The 15,477-nt window shown below is 74.3% G+C and carries 13 protein-coding genes; 6 read left to right on the forward strand and 7 right to left on the reverse strand.

Going from position 1 to position 15,477, the window contains the following annotated elements; all coding sequences use genetic code 11:
• The first annotated feature begins 160 nt into the window (after positions 1-160).
• Both ACZ5GH_RS30370 and ACZ5GH_RS30375 read left to right on the forward strand, forming a co-directional pair.
• Positions 161-1,228 (forward strand): NUDIX hydrolase, encoded by a 1,068-nt coding sequence (locus ACZ5GH_RS30370; protein WP_387759731.1) that lies wholly within the window; start codon positions 161-163, stop codon positions 1,226-1,228.
• 153 nt (positions 1,229-1,381) lie between these two features.
• The gene (locus ACZ5GH_RS30375; RefSeq protein ID WP_464335870.1) at positions 1,382-2,242 is read left to right on the forward strand and encodes a DUF4184 family protein; all 861 of its coding nucleotides are present in this window, start codon (positions 1,382-1,384) and stop codon (positions 2,240-2,242) included.
• On the opposite strand, the gene ACZ5GH_RS30380 is transcribed toward ACZ5GH_RS30375, so the two are convergent.
• Positions 2,218-3,582 carry a M20/M25/M40 family metallo-hydrolase gene (locus tag ACZ5GH_RS30380; protein ID WP_464335871.1) on the reverse strand — a complete coding sequence of 455 codons (1,365 nt, stop codon included), beginning with the start codon at positions 3,580-3,582 and terminating at the stop codon, positions 2,218-2,220. The genes ACZ5GH_RS30375 and ACZ5GH_RS30380 overlap by 25 nt on opposite strands.
• A gap of 248 nt (positions 3,583-3,830) precedes the next feature.
• Here ACZ5GH_RS30380 and ACZ5GH_RS30385 point away from each other — a divergent pair, with 248 nt between their 5' ends.
• Positions 3,831-5,087 (forward strand): geranylgeranyl reductase family protein, encoded by a 1,257-nt coding sequence (locus ACZ5GH_RS30385; protein WP_464335872.1) that lies wholly within the window; start codon positions 3,831-3,833, stop codon positions 5,085-5,087.
• 104 nt (positions 5,088-5,191) lie between these two features.
• On the opposite strand, the gene ACZ5GH_RS30390 is transcribed toward ACZ5GH_RS30385, so the two are convergent.
• From ACZ5GH_RS30390 to ACZ5GH_RS30400, 3 genes are all read right to left on the reverse strand, one after another.
• A complete protein-coding gene (locus ACZ5GH_RS30390) occupies positions 5,192-7,495 on the reverse strand; it encodes a glycosyl hydrolase family 18 protein (RefSeq protein ID WP_464335873.1) in 2,304 nt (767 codons plus the stop codon).
• A gap of 305 nt (positions 7,496-7,800) precedes the next feature.
• Positions 7,801-8,205 carry a RidA family protein gene (locus ACZ5GH_RS30395; protein WP_387759739.1) on the reverse strand — a complete coding sequence of 135 codons (405 nt, stop codon included), beginning with the start codon at positions 8,203-8,205 and terminating at the stop codon, positions 7,801-7,803.
• A 62-nt stretch (positions 8,206-8,267) separates the two neighbouring features.
• Positions 8,268-9,080, reverse strand: a complete 813-nt coding sequence (locus tag ACZ5GH_RS30400) for an ATP-grasp domain-containing protein (protein ID WP_464335874.1) — start codon at positions 9,078-9,080, stop codon at positions 8,268-8,270.
• Positions 9,081-9,365: 285 nt separating this feature from the next.
• Here ACZ5GH_RS30400 and ACZ5GH_RS30405 point away from each other — a divergent pair, with 285 nt between their 5' ends.
• Positions 9,366-10,139 carry an enoyl-CoA hydratase family protein gene (locus ACZ5GH_RS30405; RefSeq protein WP_464335875.1) on the forward strand — a complete coding sequence of 258 codons (774 nt, stop codon included), beginning with the start codon at positions 9,366-9,368 and terminating at the stop codon, positions 10,137-10,139.
• A gap of 160 nt (positions 10,140-10,299) precedes the next feature.
• Here ACZ5GH_RS30405 and ACZ5GH_RS30410 read toward each other — a convergent pair whose 3' ends face one another.
• Entirely contained in the window at positions 10,300-11,142 is an 843-nt protein-coding gene (locus ACZ5GH_RS30410; protein WP_464335876.1) for a maleylpyruvate isomerase N-terminal domain-containing protein, read from the reverse strand.
• A 106-nt stretch (positions 11,143-11,248) separates the two neighbouring features.
• Here ACZ5GH_RS30410 and ACZ5GH_RS30415 point away from each other — a divergent pair, with 106 nt between their 5' ends.
• Positions 11,249-12,004 (forward strand): acyltransferase, encoded by a 756-nt coding sequence (locus ACZ5GH_RS30415; RefSeq protein WP_401118116.1) that lies wholly within the window; start codon positions 11,249-11,251, stop codon positions 12,002-12,004.
• A 182-nt stretch (positions 12,005-12,186) separates the two neighbouring features.
• On the opposite strand, the gene ACZ5GH_RS30420 is transcribed toward ACZ5GH_RS30415, so the two are convergent.
• Positions 12,187-13,428, reverse strand: a complete 1,242-nt coding sequence (locus ACZ5GH_RS30420; RefSeq protein ID WP_464335877.1) for a PucR family transcriptional regulator — start codon at positions 13,426-13,428, stop codon at positions 12,187-12,189.
• Positions 13,429-13,847: 419 nt separating this feature from the next.
• Here ACZ5GH_RS30420 and ACZ5GH_RS30425 point away from each other — a divergent pair, with 419 nt between their 5' ends.
• A complete protein-coding gene (locus tag ACZ5GH_RS30425; protein WP_464336898.1) occupies positions 13,848-14,720 on the forward strand; it encodes an esterase/lipase family protein in 873 nt (290 codons plus the stop codon).
• Between the two features lie 118 nt (positions 14,721-14,838).
• Here the strand turns inward: ACZ5GH_RS30425 and ACZ5GH_RS30430 are convergent, their stop codons facing one another.
• A complete protein-coding gene (locus ACZ5GH_RS30430; protein ID WP_464335878.1) occupies positions 14,839-15,414 on the reverse strand; it encodes a HutD/Ves family protein in 576 nt (191 codons plus the stop codon).
• Positions 15,415-15,477: the final 63 nt, after the last annotated feature.

Raw genomic sequence — 15,477 nt, forward strand, 5'->3', positions numbered from 1 at the left:
ATGCCGCTGTCACGGGGCAGGTCGGGGCGTGCGGGCGGGCGCGTCGGGGAGGCATGGGGAGCGGCGTGGCGCGGGTACCACCACGGGTGGCGCTGGTTCGACCAACGGGGGCGCTGCCCGGTGCGAACGGCATCGGGGGAAGTCGAGGGCAGGGGACGTTGTGATCGTCTGGGTCAATGGAACATTCGGGGCGGGCAAGACGAGCGCCTGCCGCGAGCTGGTGGAACTGCTGCCCGGGAGCGTGCTCTTCGATCCCGAGCTGGTGGGCTTCGGCCTGCGCCGGATGCTTCCGGTCGACCGGTTGGCGACGGTGTCCGACTTCCAGGACCTGGCGGCCTGGCGCCGGCTCGTCCCCGAGACGGCGGCGGCGCTGCTCGGTGAGGTCGGGGGCCCGCTGGTGGTCCCGATGACCCTGCTCCGAGAGGACTACCGGGACGAGATCTTCGGCGACCTGGCCTCGCACGGGATCACGGTGCACCACTTCGTGCTGGACCCTGAAGAAACGATCCTGCGTGACCGCATCGCCCACCGCGAGGAGTGCCCGGGCGATCCGGAGGGCAGCGAGCGGGTCCGCACCTGGTGCCTCGAACACCTGCCCCACTACCGCGCCGCCCGCCGCTGGCTGGTCGGCGACGCCCGCATGATCGACACCAGCGGGCTCTCTCCCCGGGAGACCGCGCACCGGATCGCCGAGCTGGTCCGGGTCGGCGCCGCCCGCTGTCCGATCGTCCAGACCCCGGACCCGACCGGGGACACCGTGGCCTCCGCCGTCCTGTTCTTCGACGAGCAGGACCGCGTGCTGCTGGTCGACCCGGTCTACAAGCCGGACTGGGACTTCCCCGGCGGCGTGGTCGAGCGCGGCGAGGCCCCCACCGACGCCGCCCTGCGCGAGACCGCCGAGGAGCTGGGCCTGCGCCTCGACCCGGCCACGCTGCGCCTGCTCGCCGTCGACTGGGAGCCGCGTACCGGCCCGCGCCGCGGCGGCCTGCGGCTGGTGTACGACGGCGGCCTGCTGAACGCGGAGGGCCGGCAGAACCTGCTGCTCCAGCAGGAGGAGCTGCGCGGCTGGCGCTTCGTCACCCTGGACGAGGCCGGCGAACTGCTGCCCCCGGGGCGGTACCGGCGGCTGGCGGCAGCGCTGGACGCGCGACGGAGCGGCGAGCTGCGCTACCTGGAGGCGGGGAGCCGGGTGGCCGTCGGGCTGGCGAGCACGGCGGACGCGGCGTAGCGGGCGGTCGGCGCGGTCGGTGCGTCCGGCGCGTTCGGTGCGGTCGGTCCAGGGGCAGGTTCACGGCGGTCGGTGCCGGGTGGTCGCGGCGGAGCGGCCCGTGACGCGCCTCCCGGTGCGCGGCGCCGCGGTCACGGGCGGGAGGATGGAGGCATGCCGTTCACGCTGAGCCATCCCGCCGCCGTCCTGCCCCTGCTGGGTGCCGCCGGGGCGCGCGGGCCCCTGGTGGCGTCGGCGCTGGTCGCCGGGTCGATGGCGCCGGACGTGCCGTTCTTCGCCGAGTCCCTGCTGCCCGGCGTGTACGGCCACGGCGGGCTGACGCACCGCTGGTGGGCGGTGCCGACGCTGGACGTGGCGATCGCCGGCGTGCTGGTGGCCGGCTGGCACGGGCTGCTGCGCGGGCCGGTGGTGGCGCTGCTGCCCGAGCGCTGGGCGGGCGGCGCCGAGGCGCTGACCGCCCGGCGGGCCGGGGGCGTCCACGGCCTCGGAGGCGGCGGAGCGGCCCGCGGTGCGGCGTGGTTCGCGGTGTCGGCGGCCATCGGCGCGGCCACCCACGTCGGCTGGGACGCGTTCACCCACGGCGGTCGGCTGGGGTCGCGGCTGCTGCCCGTACTGGACCGGCAGGCGGCCGGGGTTCCGCTCTACGAGGCGCTGCAGTACGGCAGTTCGGCGCTCGCCCTGGCGGCGCTGGGCGGCTGGGCGGCGCGTGCGGTGCGGGCCGTCGAGCCGGTGCGGCCGGCCGTGCGGCTCGCGCCCCGGGCCCGGCGGACGGCCGTCGCGGTGCTGGGCGCGGCGACGGCCGCCGGGGTGCTGCAGCGGCTCGGTCCGCTGCGGCGGAACCTGGTGCCGGAGGTCTGCTTCGGCGCCGGGGCCGGGCTCGCGGTGGGCGCGGTCGGGTACGCGGCGGTGCTGGCGGCCGCCCGCCGGTTGCGCGGCGGGCGGCCGGACGTGCCTCGGCAGGCCCCTCGGGACCTCGCCCCGAACGTCCGTCAGACGGAGCGCAGTTCGGCGTAGCGGCGGAGGAACAGCGCCTCGGTGAGGGCCATCCGCTCCAGCTCCAGCGGGTCGACGCTCTCGTTGACCGCGTGGATCTGGGTGGTCGGCTCCTCGACGCCGATCAGCACGATCTCGGCCTGCGGGTAGAGCGAGCGCAGCGTGTTGCAGAGCGGGATCGAGCCGCCCTCGCCGGAGGCGACCATCGGGGTGCCGAAGGCCTCCGCCATCGCCTCGCCCATCGCCTCGTAGGCCGGGCCGCTGGTGTCGGCGCGGAACGGGGCGCCGTTGCCCTGGCGCTCGATCGTCAGGTGGGCGCCGAGCGGGACCTGCGCCCGCAGGTGGGCGACCAGCGCGTCCTGGGCGGCGCCCGGGTCGGTGCCCGGCGCGACGCGCAGGCTGATCAGGGCCTTGGCGGTGGACTGGACGGAGGAGGTGGCGCCGATCACCGGCGGGGCGTCGATGCCGAGGACGGTGACGGCCGGGCGGGCCCAGAGGCGGTCCGCGATGGTGCCGGTGCCGGTCAGGGCGACGCCGTCGAGCACCTTGGCGTCGGCGCGGAACTGCTCCTCCGGGTACTGCACGCCCTCCCACGTCTGGTCGGCGGTCAGGCCGGCCACCGCGACGTCGCCGTTCTCGTCGTGCAGCGAGGCCAGCATCCGGACCAGCGACTGCAGCGCGTCCGGGGCGGCGCCGCCGAAGGCGCCGGAGTGCAGGTTGCCGGCCAGCGTGGTGACCGTGGCCTCGACGATCGTCATGCCGCGCAGGGAGGCGGTCACGGTGGGCAGGCCGGGGGCGAAGTTGCCGGTGTCGCCGATGACGATGGCGTCGGCGGCGAGCAGCTCGGGGTGGGCCTCGGCGTAGCGCTCCAGACCGCCGGTGCCCTGCTCCTCGGAGCCCTCGACGATGATCTTCAGGCCGACCGGGTAGGCGTCGCCGTGGACCTGACGCAGCGCCCGCAGGGCGGTCAGGTGCATCAGGATGTTGCCCTTGCAGTCGGCGGCGCCGCGCCCGTACCAGCGGCCGTCGCGCTCGGTCAGCTCGAAGGCGGGGCTGAGCCAGGCGTCCTCGTCCAGCGGGGGCTGGACGTCGTAGTGGGAGTAGAGCAGGACGGTCGGCGCGCCCTCGGGGCCGGGCAGCTCGCCGTAGACGGACTGGGTGCCGTCCGGGGTGTCCAGCAGCCGGATGCCGGTCAGGCCCTCGGCGGCGAAGGCGTCGGCGACCCAGCGCGCGGCCTTCTCGCACTCCTCGACCGGGAACTGGCGCGGGTCGGCGACCGACGGGAAGGCGACCAGTTCGGCGAGGTCGGTGCGGGCACGGTCCATCAGGGACCGGACGGCGTCGGCCAGGGGCTGTGACATCGAGGCTCCGGGGAGACGGTCCGCCCAGGGTGGTGTGCGGGCGGAGGAAGCGGGTTGCGGTAGTGCCGATCATAGGCGGAGCGGAACGGGGTGTTCCGAGGGTGCGGGGGCCGGATCCCCGCGGACCCCGCCGGACGCCGACGGCCCCGTTCCGGTCCCTCGGGGAACCGGGTGGCCGGTGAACGGGGCGGCCGGTGACTGGGGCGGCGTGCTCGAACGGCGCGGCCGGACACATAGGATTGCTCGACGTGACTGACTCCGGAAGCTCCGATTCCCGCAGCCCGCTCGACAGCCCGGCCGAGGGCGGTCCGACCGACGACGCGGCCGGGCCGCTGGACGGCGTCTGGGACGTCGTGGTGGTCGGCGCCGGACCGGCGGGCTCCTCGGCCGCGCACGCCGCCGCGGCCCAGGGCCGCCGGGTACTGCTGCTCGACAAGGCCGAACACCCCCGGTACAAGACCTGCGGCGGCGGCATCATCGGCCCGTCCCGGGACAGCCTCCCGCCGGACTTCCGGCTGCCGCTGCAGGACCGGGTGCACGCCGTCACCTTCGCCTACGACGGGAGGTACACCCGCACCCGGCGGTCCAAGCGGATGCTGTTCGGCCTGGTCAACCGGGACGAGTTCGACCTGCGCCTGGTGCAGGCGGCCAAGCAGGCCGGGGCGGTGCTGGTCACCGGGGTGACCGTCACCGGTGTCGAGCAGCGCGGCGGCGAGCACCGGACGGCGCTGGTCACGGCGGCGGACGGGTGCACCTTCGAGGCCCGCGCGGTGGTCGGCGCGGACGGCAGCGCGAGCCGGATCGGCCGGCACGTCGGCGTCACCTTCGACCAGATCGACCTCGGCCTGGAGGCGGAGATCCCGGTGCCGGCGCAGGTCGCCGCCGACTGGTCGGGCCGGATCCACCTCGACTGGGGCCCGCTGCCCGGCAGTTACGGCTGGGTGTTCCCGAAGACCGAGACCAGCAGCCTGACCGTCGGGGTCATCTCGGCCCGTGGCGACGGCGAGCGGACCAAGCAGTACCTCGCCGACTACATCCGCCGACTGGGCCTGTCCGGGTTCACCCCCCGGGTCGAGTCCGGGCACCTGACCCGCTGCCGGACCGAGGACTCGCCGCTCTCCCGCGGCCGGGTGCTGGTCGCCGGGGACGCGGCCGGACTGCTGGAGCCGTGGACCCGCGAGGGCATCTCGTACGCGCTGCGCTCGGGCCGGCTGGCCGGCGAGTGGGCGGTGAAGATCGCCGAGGCGGGCGACGCGACGGCGGTGCGGCGCGAGGCGCTGAACTACGCGTTCGCGGTCAAGGCCGGGCTGGGCGTGGAGATGCGCGCGGGCAAGCAGCTGCTGGGCGCCTTCGAGCGGCGGCCGTACCTGTTCCACGCGGCGGTCTGCCTGGTGCCGGCGGCCTGGCGGGCGTTCGCCCGGACCACCCAGGGGCACACCTCCTTCTCCCAGGTGCTGCGGCAGTACCGGGCGGCGCGGCGGCTGACGGCGATGGCCTCGCGGTAGGACGGCGGTCGTGACGCGGGGCCGGTGTCCCTCCCCGGTGCGGGGAGGGACACCGGCCCCGTTCGTGTCGTGGCGCGGGCTGTCCGGGTGGCGGCGCGGTGGGGCTACCTGAGCCCGGTGTCCAGTGCGGACATCAGGGTGCCGGACGGGGTGTCGCCGGACATCTCCCAGATCATGCCGCCGAGCAGGTTCTTCGACTTCAGGTAGGCGGTCTTCTGCGAGATCGCCCAGGCGTCGTCGAAGCTCCACCACTGGCCGCCGGCTCCCGTGTAGCCGTACGTCGCGACGGACTTGGGGTCGTGGTAGACCTTGAGGCCGGAGAGGCTGGTGACCAGGTTGTGGTACCCGCGGGTACCGGCCTCGTCGGTGAACTGGCCCGGTGCGGCGCCGTTCGCGGACTGCCAGGCGCCGTTCGCACCGCCGTCCGCGACGCCCTGCCAGCCGCGCCCGTAGAACGGGAAGCCGATGGTCAGCTTGCGCGGGTTGACCCCGGCGTTCAGGTACGTCTGGACGGCCGTGTCCACGCTGAAGTGGGTGCTGTACGGGTCGTTCGGGTCCTGGTAGAGGTTGGAGGCGTGGCCGGTGCGGTTCGGCTCCCAGGAGTTGTCGCTGCCCGAGCCGTGGAAGTCGTAGCCCTGGACGTTGGCGATGTCCAACGAGCCGAAGATCTTCGAGAGGTCCCAGCCGGCGGCGACCTTCGCCGGGTCGGCCGGGGTGAACGCGGTGAGCAGCTTGTGCGAGCCACCCAACGCGTCCAGCTGCTTGCGGAATTCGGCCAGCAGCAGGGTCAGGTTGTCCCTGTCGTTCGGGCTCCAGTGGTTGCCCGGGTGGCCGTCGGCGGAGCCGGGCCACTCCCAGTCGAGGTCGATGCCGTCGAAGATGCCCGCGGCCACGCCGTCGCCGCCGGCGCCGTTGTAGACCGGCAGATTGCCCTTGATCCAGGTGTCGACGCAGGACTTGACGAACTTCTGGCGGGACGCGTCGGTGGCGGCGGCGTCGGAGAAGTACTTGGAGTAGGTCCAGCCGCCGAGCGAGACGACCACCTTCAGGTTCGGGTACTTGGCCTTGAGCTTCTTCAACTGGTTGAGGTTGCCGCGGAGTTTGCCCCAGCCGTCGTCGGCTACGCCGTCCACCGACTGGGCGGCGCTCATCGCCCGGCCGTAGTCCGCGTCGGCGTCGCCGGCGCCGGTGCCCTGGTCCGGGTCCTGCGGGTTGCCGCTGGTGCCCTTGGTGACGCCCGCCATGCAGGTCAGGTTGACCGGATCGATGTTCTCGAAGGCGTAGTTGATGACGTCGAGCTTGGCGGCGGCGCCCGAGGTGTCCAGGTTCTTGACGAAGTACTGGCGGCCGTAGATGCCCCACTGGACGAAGTAGCCGACCCGGGCGTACTTCCCGGCGCCGACCAGGTCCGAGGTGGTCACGGTGAGCGGGGCGGAGGCGGGCGAGGCGTTGTCGGCGGCGTCCCGGGCCTTCACGGTGAAGGTGTAGGTGGTGGACGGCGAGAGGCTGCCGACGGTCGCGCCGAGCGTGCCGCCGGTGACCGTGGCCGCCAGGGCGTCGCCCCGGTAGACGTCGTACGCGGCGACCCGGACGTTGTCGGTGGCGGCGTTCCAGGCGAGCTTCACCTCCGACGAACTGACGGCCGTCGTCCGGAGGCCGGTCGGTGCGGTGGGCGGCGAGGTGTCGGTGGACGGGTCGAAGGTGGACGCCGTGACGGACGGGCCGAGCGGGCCGGTGTTGCCGCGGCTGTCCTTGGCCCGGACGGCCAGGGTGTAGGAGGTGGCCGGGGTGAGGCCGGTGACCAGCACGCTGGTGGACGGGCCGGTGGCCAGCACGGTGCTGCCGCTCAGCACGTCGTAGGAGGTGACCGGGAAGTCCCCGCCGGTGGCGGCCGGCCAGCTCAGGGCGAGCGTGTGCGCGGTGGACTCGGTGACCGTCGGCGTGCCCGGTGCGGACGGTGGGACGTCCGCCGTGCCGTCGCACTTGTCGCCGTTGACACGGCAGTTGAGCGGGGTGGAGACCGGACCGTTGCCGACGAACCAGAAGCTGTACGGTTCGGTGGTGCTGTGGGCGTTGACGGTGGAGTTGTAGAACGCGGCGGTGGCGGTGACGTGCCGGCCGTTGACGGTCGCGGTGCCGTTGTAGCTGTTGCCGATGGTGACGCCGGTCGGGAGGTCGAACTCCAGGGTCCAGCCGCTCACCGCGGTCGCGTTGTCGTTGCGGACGATGTAGGTGCCCTGCCACCAGGAGCCGTTGTCGGCGGTGGTGAAGGCAGCGGTGAGCCTTCCGGCGGCGTTCGCCGGGGCGGCCAGCGCGGTGAGCGCGGCGAGGGGCAGGAGCAGGACGGAGAGCAGTGCCAGCAGTCTGCTGCGCACGCGCGGGCGCCCGGCCCGGGATCGAGCGGACATGGTTCTCCCTGTGGCTGTGGGGGTTGAACAGGGTGACGTAGAACCTTGGTTGATCCGTGGGCGATCGATGCCTGCGCCGTGGGGAGGCGAGGCATGGGAACTGTAGGAGGACTGGACCAATGCGTCAACAGGTCTGTACCACTCGGGAGTTGACGGGGCTGGGCGCGGCGGGGCGGCGCGAGTCGGGCAGTGCGAGTTGGGCAGCGCGGGCGAAGGTGCGAAGGATGACAGCTGACAGAATTTGAAATCTGTCAGCTGTCATCCGTCGTCGGTCGGCTGTTAATTGTCCGCTGCCCCCGCGCCGACTACTCCGGGACGATCGCGAACGCCTCGATCTCGATCAGCACCTCGGGCCGGAACAGGGCCGCCACCTGCATCGCGGAGGAGGCCGGCGCCGGAAGCGCGCCCAGGTGCTCGTCGCGGGCCTCACGGACGGCCGCGAGGTGGGCGATGTCCGTCATGAAGTACGTGAGCTTCACGACGTGCTCGAACCCGGCCCCGGCGGCGGCCAGGCAGCGCCGCAGGTTCTCGAAGACCTGCAGCGCCTGGGCCTTCGGGTCGTCCTCGCCGACCAGGTTCCGCTGCTCGTCGAAGGCGACCTGGCCGGAGACCAGGACCAGCCGACCGGTGCCGGTGACGACCTGGGTGTAGCCGGTACCCGGAGCAACCCCGGGCGGCTCGGTGATGTGGGTGAGGTGGGAGGTGGTCATGGCGCGGATCCTCCGCCACGATCCGCCGGGGCCGCAAGCCCGGCCCCGGTGGCGGGCCGCCCTCAGCGCACCACGTCGGGCAGCTCGCGCAGGAACGGGCGGTCAGCGGCGGGGAGCTGGGCCGCCGGGCCACCCGAACGAAGCACCACGTCCAGGACGGCGTCCGGATCGGCGGCGTACCCACCGCTGGCCCAGGCCGCGTTGGCCTCCACCACGGCCCAACTTCCGTCGCCCGTCCGCCCGATGTCCACCACGACGGCGCTCGGCAGCGGCGCGGCCGCCGACGAGGCGGCCAGGACATCACCGGCGAACGCCAGTGCGTCGGCGGCCTGGCCGTCGGGCGCCTGGTCGAGCGGCGCCACCGACAGGTCGCCGTCGATCGCGTACCGGGAGCCGGCCCGCACCTCGCCGTCCAGCACGAACAGCCGGTACTCCACCGCGAACCGCACCACCTCGCTCACCAGCGCCGGCGTGTCCCCGTCCAGCAGCTCGGGCCCGGGCAGCGCCACTCCGTCGGGGTAGACCCGGGCGGCGAACACCTTGTCCACCGGCGGCTTGACGAAGGCCGGGTGTCGCAGGCGGCGGGCCTCGGCCAGCGTGGTGCAGGAGACCCGCCGCCCGGTCAGGTCGAGCGGCAGCCGGGTCAGCCAGTCGGCGGCCGGCTCCAGCAGGCCGAGGCCGAACTCCCGCCCTACGGCGTCGCCGAACAGCGGTCCGCCGTAGATGTGCACGCTCGTGTCGAGCAGCTCGGGCGGCGCCTGCCAGGACGTCGCGGTGTACGCCCGCAGACCGCGGCGTCCGGCGGCGGTGCGCAGCTGGAGGCCCGTCTCGTTGATGCGCGGCGCGAGCAGCAGGACGGGGGCGGAGGTGGTCATGGCGACGATGCTGCCGTGGGGGCGGGGACCGCCACCACCGGATTTCGGCGGCTCTCGGCGAGGGACCCCCGGTCGGGGTCTCGGCCCGGTTCCCGGCCCGAGATCCTGGCCCGGTTCCTGGCCCGGTTCCCGGCAGGGAGGAAGGGGAGCGTCTCCGGATCCCCGAGGTGGTCGGCTCTGGCCGAGGGGCGGGTGGGCGTGCCAGAGTCGTGCGGGCGTCGTCCGGGCGGATCCCGGGAGACGCCCGCAGTCCGACCCACCCTCAGCCGGAAGGCAGGCCCGCCGATGACCAGCGCAGCGCCCCTCGTCCACGTCAGCACCGCCGATGCCGTCACCACGCTCACCCTCGACTCGCCGCACAACCGCAACGCGCTCTCCACCCGGCTGATGGCCGAGCTGCGCGCCGGGCTGACCGCCGCCGCGGCCGACCCCGAGGTCCGCGCGGTGGTGCTCGGGCACACCGGCAAGGTGTTCTGCGCGGGCGCGGACCTCTCCGAGGCGACCGGCGCGGACCCGACGGTCGGCCCGCGCGGTCTGGTCGAGCTCCAGTGGGCGATCGTGGACTGCGCCAAGCCGGTGATCGCCGTCATCGACGGGCACGTGCGGGCCGGCGGCCTCGGCCTGGTCGGCGCGGCGGACCTCGCCGTCGCCGGGCCGGCCTCGACCTTCGCCTTCACCGAGGTGCGGCTCGGTCTCGCGCCCGCCGTCATCTCGCTGCCGCTGCGCCCGAAGCTGGACCCGCGCGCCGCCTCCCGCTACTACCTCACCGGCGAGGTCTTCGACGCCGCCGAGGCCGCCCGGATCGGGCTGATCACCAGCGCCACCGACTCCGCCGAGTCCACCGCCGTGGTGCTGAAGGGCCTGCTGGACGCGCTGCGCCTGGGTTCCCCGCAGGGCCTGGCGGAGTCGAAGCGGCTGGCCAACGCCGAGGTGGTGCGCTCCTTCGAACGGGACGCGGACGAGCTGGTGGAGCTGTCGGCGCGGCTCTTCGGCTCGGAGGAGGCGCAGGAGGGCATGCGGTCGTTCCTGGAGAAGCGGCCCGCTCGCTGGGTGCGCTGACGGCGGGATCCCCGGGCGTCCGCGCCCGATGGCCCGGGGACGTCACCGTCCCCGGGCGTCAGGACCGTTCGGACGCCGCCGCCGTTCGCCGGTGCCTCGGCTCCTCGCCGGTGCCTTTGAGTCCTCGCGGGTGCCGCGGGTGCCGCGGCTCCTCGCGGCGTCACGACCAGCGGACCGCCGCCGCGTCGCTCCAGAGTGCGAGCAGGCTCCGGTCGCCGATCGCCTCGACCTTCCCGGCCCGCTCGGCGGACAGCCGGTTCCACAGCAGCGGGTAGAGCTCGTGGGCGGGACCGGTGAGGGTCAGGTCGGCCGGCTCGGGGCTCTCGCCGGTGGTGACGGTGGGCGGCTCCTGGGTGATCGTCAGCCGCCAGGAGCCGGCCTCCTCTGCGGTTGTCGTTGCGCCTCCGGCACCGGCACCGGCTCCGGCACCGGCTCCGGTACCGGCACCGGCTCCGTCGGTGGCCCGGACCTGGAGGGTGCGCGGCACGTCGCTGCGCAGCGCGGACCGGGCACGGGGCATGAAGCCGCGCACCAGTTCGTCGATGCCGTCCAGGGCGAGCGCGGTGTCCACGACCGGGCCGGGCGCCCCGGCGGCCGCGTCGGCGTCAAGGCGGTGGATGGCGGTCTCGTGCGCCTGGCGCCTGGCCCAGAACGCCAGCGGGCCGGCCGAGGGCAGGAAGCTCCAGCACTCGAGGTCGACGGGCGCCGCGATGAGCGTGTCCACCAGGGCGGCATGGCCCTCGCGGTACCAGCCGAGCAGCTCGGCGTCCGGTGGCAGCGGCCCGATGGCGGCCTGCGCGCCCGCCTCGTCCAGGGGCGCCCGCAGGCCCCGGGAGACGATGGCGGCGGCCCACCGGTGGACGGAGCCGATGTGTCGCAGCAGGTCCGCCGACTGCCACTCCGGGCAGGTCGGTACGGGGGCCGACGGTTCGGTACGGGCCGCGGCCTCGGCGAGCCGGGTGCCCTCGCGGCGCAGCGCGTCGATGTGCTCGGTGATCTCCATGGGATGGAGTCTTCCACCGCGGTCGGCTGCAGGTCGCGGATTTCGGACGCTCCTCCGGACGCCTCCCGGCGAACGGGCGGAAGCTACGGGCCGGTAACGTGAGCGCATGCCGATAACCCGTTCCCTCGTCTCAGCCGTCCGGACCGGTGGCCGCCGTGCCGCCGGGCGCCTCGTTCACCGGGGCTGGCGCTGGGTGCAGCGGACCGGTGCGGTCACCAACCGCAACCCCGGCCCGTACCGGTTCGGCGAGCTGGGGGACGGCACGACACTCAGCTTCCCGCTCGGGGCGGTGTTCAACGAGCGGTGGATCACCATCGGGCCGTTCTCGATCATCGGCGAGCGGGTCACCATCAGCGCCGGGTTCCTGCCCGGGCTCGACCTCGGGCCGGATCCGATCGTGCGGATCGGCGGGGGGTGCGTGATCGGCCGGGACAGCCACATCGTCGGGCACCAGTCGATCGTCATCGGCGACGACGTGTGGACCGGGCCCGGCGTGTACATCAGCGACCAGGCCCACGAGTACCGGGACACCGAGCTGCCGATCGGCAAGCAGTGGCCACGCAACGAGCCGGTGGAGATCGGCTCGGGCAGCTGGATCGGCACCGGCTCGGTGATCCTGCCGGGGGCGCGGATCGGCCGCAACGTGGTGGTCGCGGCGGGCGCCGTGGTGCGCGGCGAGGTGCCGGACCACAGTGTGGTCGCCGGGGCGCCGGCCAAGGTGGTGCGCCGCTGGACCGAGGACGAGGGCTGGCAGCCGCCGCTGCGCCACGACGCTCCCCAGCCGGTGCCGGACGGCGTGACCGCGGAGCAGTTGCGCGCCCTGGTCGGCTGGGACCTGCGGCTGCCGGGAGAGCAGGGCTGACGCCGCCGCCGACGTCACGGGTGGCCGACTCGACCTCCTTGCCGACGCCTGGCTCTCGACCTGCTCGCCGACGTCCGACGTCCGACGCCCGATGTCCGACGTCCGACGTCCGATGTCCGACGCCCGCCGGCGCCGGCCGGGGCCCGACTGCCCGCCGCGCCCGGCATCGGAGGTGCCCTGGACTAGCCGGCGAGGGCGGCCTGTTCGGCCGTACGGGCGGCGATGGCGGCGGTGATCCGTGGGACGTCGGCGGGGCGTGTCGGATCCAGGCCGGTCAGCGCGGCGATCCGGCGCAGCCGGTAGTCGACGGTGTTCGGGTGCAGGTGCAGGGCGCTCGCGGTGTGCCGGCGGTTCAGCCCCCCGGCCAGGTGGGTGCGCAGGGTGACGAGCAACTCCCCGGTGTCGGCCAGCGGTTCGAGCAGCGCGGCGAGCCGGGAGCGGGCCCGGCTGGGCCGGGTGAGCTGGTACTCCAGCAGGACGTCGTCCAGTCGGTGCAGCCCCGGCGGTCGGCCGAACGACCGTGCCACGTCCAGGACTTCGTAGGCGAGGGCGGCCGCTGCGGGCACCTCGGCGGGGGTGGCCGCGGCGGCCCCGGCCAGTACGGCCGCACCGGCCGCCCGGGCCGCCGCGGCGAGCGTGGCGGTGAGCACCGGCCAGGGCGCGCCGTCGGGGTCGTCCTCGTCCGGGCCGGGTGACGGGTCGAAGGGGATCAGCACCAGACCGCCCGTGGGGGTGAGCGCGGTGAGCGCCGACTGCCGGGTGCGGTGGTCGAGTTCGGCCTCGAAGCGGCGCAGCTTGCGGCGGGCGGCGATGCCCGGGTCGACACCGGGGGAGAGCTCGTCGGAGTGGTCGGCGACGGACAGGCAGAGCACGGCGTACCCGGTGGGCAGCCGGAACCCGGCGCGGTCGGCGGCCTCGTCGGCGGGGGTGCCCGCGAGCAGCGCGCCGAGCAAGGAACGCCGGGCCGCGCCCCGCCGGTCGGCACTCGGGTGCCGTCCGTCCAGGTAGCCCGCCCCGGCGGCGGTGGCGGCCTGGCGGAGCTGGTCGAGCAGCAGCCGGTTGAGGACGAGCAGGTCGGCGGCGTCGCCGTCCCGGGCGTGCCGGGTGGCGAACTCCCAGCAGACCTCCAGCCCGAGGTGATGGGCGAGCAGGACGGCGTCCAGCGGCAGGCCTTCCTCGGCGCGCCGGGCGGCCGACTCCCGGACGGCGGCGAGCTCCTCGGCGGGGGCGGGAAGGCCGGTTCTCACGGTGTGGGCGAGGGCGCGGATGCGGCGCTCGGTGTCCCGGGTCAGCTCGCCGGTGAGCTGTTCGCGGGGCAGCCGGCGGTAGACCGGCACCCGTTCCAGCAGGGCGGCGACCACGGCCTCGGCCAACTCCCGTACACCGCCGAGCAGTCGCTGGTCGGCCGGGAGGCCGCCGATCACCGGGACACGCCAGTCCGGCGTCCGGTGGGGGGTGCTCGGGGGTGTGCGGCCGTCGCCGCCCGGGGGTGTGGGGTGGGAGCTGGTCGGGGGCGTTCGGTGGGGAGTCGGGGGTGTGCGGTGGGGCGCGTTGTGACCGGTCACAGAGAACACCGTCCAGGTCTGGGGGACGCCCAAGGGCCGGGCCGGAGGGGCGACCGCATGATGGAGCCCTCGGGTTACCTGTTGGTAACAAACTTCCGCTGTGGAGGCAACAGTTGAGAACCCCACTTCTCCGCTTCTCCGCGACTCCCGTGCGCGGTAGGGCCGGCGGCGCACTGGGTGTGCTGCTGCTGGCGGGGGCGCTGGTGGCCGGTGCGACGGTGTCGCCGGCGAGCGCCGCCGCGTCCGCGCCCGCCGTGTCCGGGTCCGCCCCGTCCTCCGTGTCCACGGTGTCGTCCGTGTCCGCTGGGCCGGCTGCGTCCGCCGCGTCCGCCTCGTCCGCTTCGTCCGTCGAACTCCCGCCCGACGGTGACACGGTGGCCTCGCCGCCCGGCGCCAACGACTGGACCTGCCGGCCGAGCGCCGCGCACCCCGACCCGGTCGTCCTGGTGCACGGCACCTTCGCCAACCGCTACGAGAACTGGCTGGCGCTCTCCCCGTTGCTGAAGAGCCTCGGGTACTGCGTCTTCGCCCTCGACTACGGGACCATCCCCGGCGTCACGTCCAGCGGCAGCGGGCTGCTGCTGCCGATCGGCGGCCTCCGGCCGGTCCCGGAGTCGGCGGCCCAACTCGCCTGGTTCGTGGACCTGGTGCGCAGCGCGACCGGCGCGGCCAAGGTCGACATCGTCGGGCACTCGCAGGGCGGCATGCTGCCGAACTACTACCTCAAGTTCCTCGGCGGCGGGTCGAAGGTCGGTAGGCTGGTCGGGCTGGCGCCGTCCAACCACGGCACGACGCTCGACGGGATCACCAACCTGGCGCCCTACTTCCCGGGCGTCGCGGATCTGATCTACACGGTCTGCCAGGCCTGCCGGGACCAGGCGGTGGGCTCCGACTTCAACAAGGTGATGGCCTCCCGGCCGGACACCGTGCCGGGCGTGAGCTACACGGTGGTCTCGACGGTCCTCGACGAGGTCGTCACCCCGTGGCGGACCCAGTTCCTCAGCGGCCCGGACGTCGACAACGAGGTGGTGCAGGCGCACTGCCCGGTCTCACTGGTGGAACACGTCGGGATCGCGTTCTCGCCGACGGCGCTGCACCTGGTGACCAACGCCCTGGACCCGGCGCACGCCACGCCGGTGTTCTGCGGCTGATGCGATGACGGCGCTCCCGTCTCCCGGGTGGTCCGGGAGACGGGAGCGCCGTCCTGCGTCGGCGCGTCGGTGTGCCGATGTGCTGGCTCCGCTGGTGCGCCGGACCGTCGGCCGGCCGTCAGGCGGCGGCCGTGCGGAAGGTGACGACGGCGGTCGTGCCGTCCGGCTGCAGCTCGTACGTGCCCGAGCCGTCGATCAACGCGGCGTCGTAGCGGGCGAGTTCGACACCGTCGAGGGTGGCGGTGCCGGCCAGGCAGACCAGGAGGGCGGTGCTCCCGTCCGGGACGCCGACGGCGGCGGGCGCGGTGGAGAGGTCCACCGTGGCCTCGACCCGCCCTCGGCGGGTCATCACGTTGAAGTCGACCACCGGGCCGGCCGGCAGGCGGCAGTCGGTGGTGGCGTCGCCGGAGAAGGCGAACGGCCGGAACGGCGCGTCCACCAGCCGCTCGGCGCCGTCGACGGTGAGCGCCATGCCGGCACCCTCGACCAGGGTGATCACCCGGTCGATCCCGGGGAACGGGGAGAACGGCCCGGCCGAGGCGACGTCCGCGAGACTGACCCGCCAATCGAAGGCGTCGAGTCCGGCTCCGGCCGGGAACCCGGCCACCTCCCTGGTCACCCCGCCCCCGTTGAGCCACGCCGTCGCCGGGCGCGTGCTCGCCCGCAGTACCTGGAAGCGTCCGCTGCTCGTCATGGCCCCGCATCCTGTCACATGACAGATGACGGACAACAGCTGACAGATTTCATCATCTGTCAT

It is taken from the genome of Kitasatospora sp. Xyl93 (assembly GCF_055383135.1).

What these genes read in the sequence shown, in the direction of transcription:
- ACZ5GH_RS30375 (WP_464335870.1), top strand. Translation starts at nt 1,382, where the DNA reads ATGCCGTTCACGCTGAGCCATCCCGCCGCCGTCCTGCCCCTGCTGGGT.
- ACZ5GH_RS30380 (WP_464335871.1), bottom strand. Translation starts at nt 3,582, where the DNA reads ATGTCACAGCCCCTGGCCGACGCCGTCCGGTCCCTGATGGACCGTGCC.
- ACZ5GH_RS30390 (WP_464335873.1), bottom strand. Translation starts at nt 7,495, where the DNA reads ATGTCCGCTCGATCCCGGGCCGGGCGCCCGCGCGTGCGCAGCAGACTG.
- ACZ5GH_RS30395 (WP_387759739.1), bottom strand. Translation starts at nt 8,205, where the DNA reads ATGACCACCTCCCACCTCACCCACATCACCGAGCCGCCCGGGGTTGCT.
- ACZ5GH_RS30400 (WP_464335874.1), bottom strand. Translation starts at nt 9,080, where the DNA reads ATGACCACCTCCGCCCCCGTCCTGCTGCTCGCGCCGCGCATCAACGAG.
- ACZ5GH_RS30405 (WP_464335875.1), top strand. Translation starts at nt 9,366, where the DNA reads ATGACCAGCGCAGCGCCCCTCGTCCACGTCAGCACCGCCGATGCCGTC.
- ACZ5GH_RS30410 (WP_464335876.1), bottom strand. Translation starts at nt 11,142, where the DNA reads ATGGAGATCACCGAGCACATCGACGCGCTGCGCCGCGAGGGCACCCGG.
- ACZ5GH_RS30415 (WP_401118116.1), top strand. Translation starts at nt 11,249, where the DNA reads ATGCCGATAACCCGTTCCCTCGTCTCAGCCGTCCGGACCGGTGGCCGC.
- ACZ5GH_RS30430 (WP_464335878.1), bottom strand. Translation starts at nt 15,414, where the DNA reads ATGACGAGCAGCGGACGCTTCCAGGTACTGCGGGCGAGCACGCGCCCG.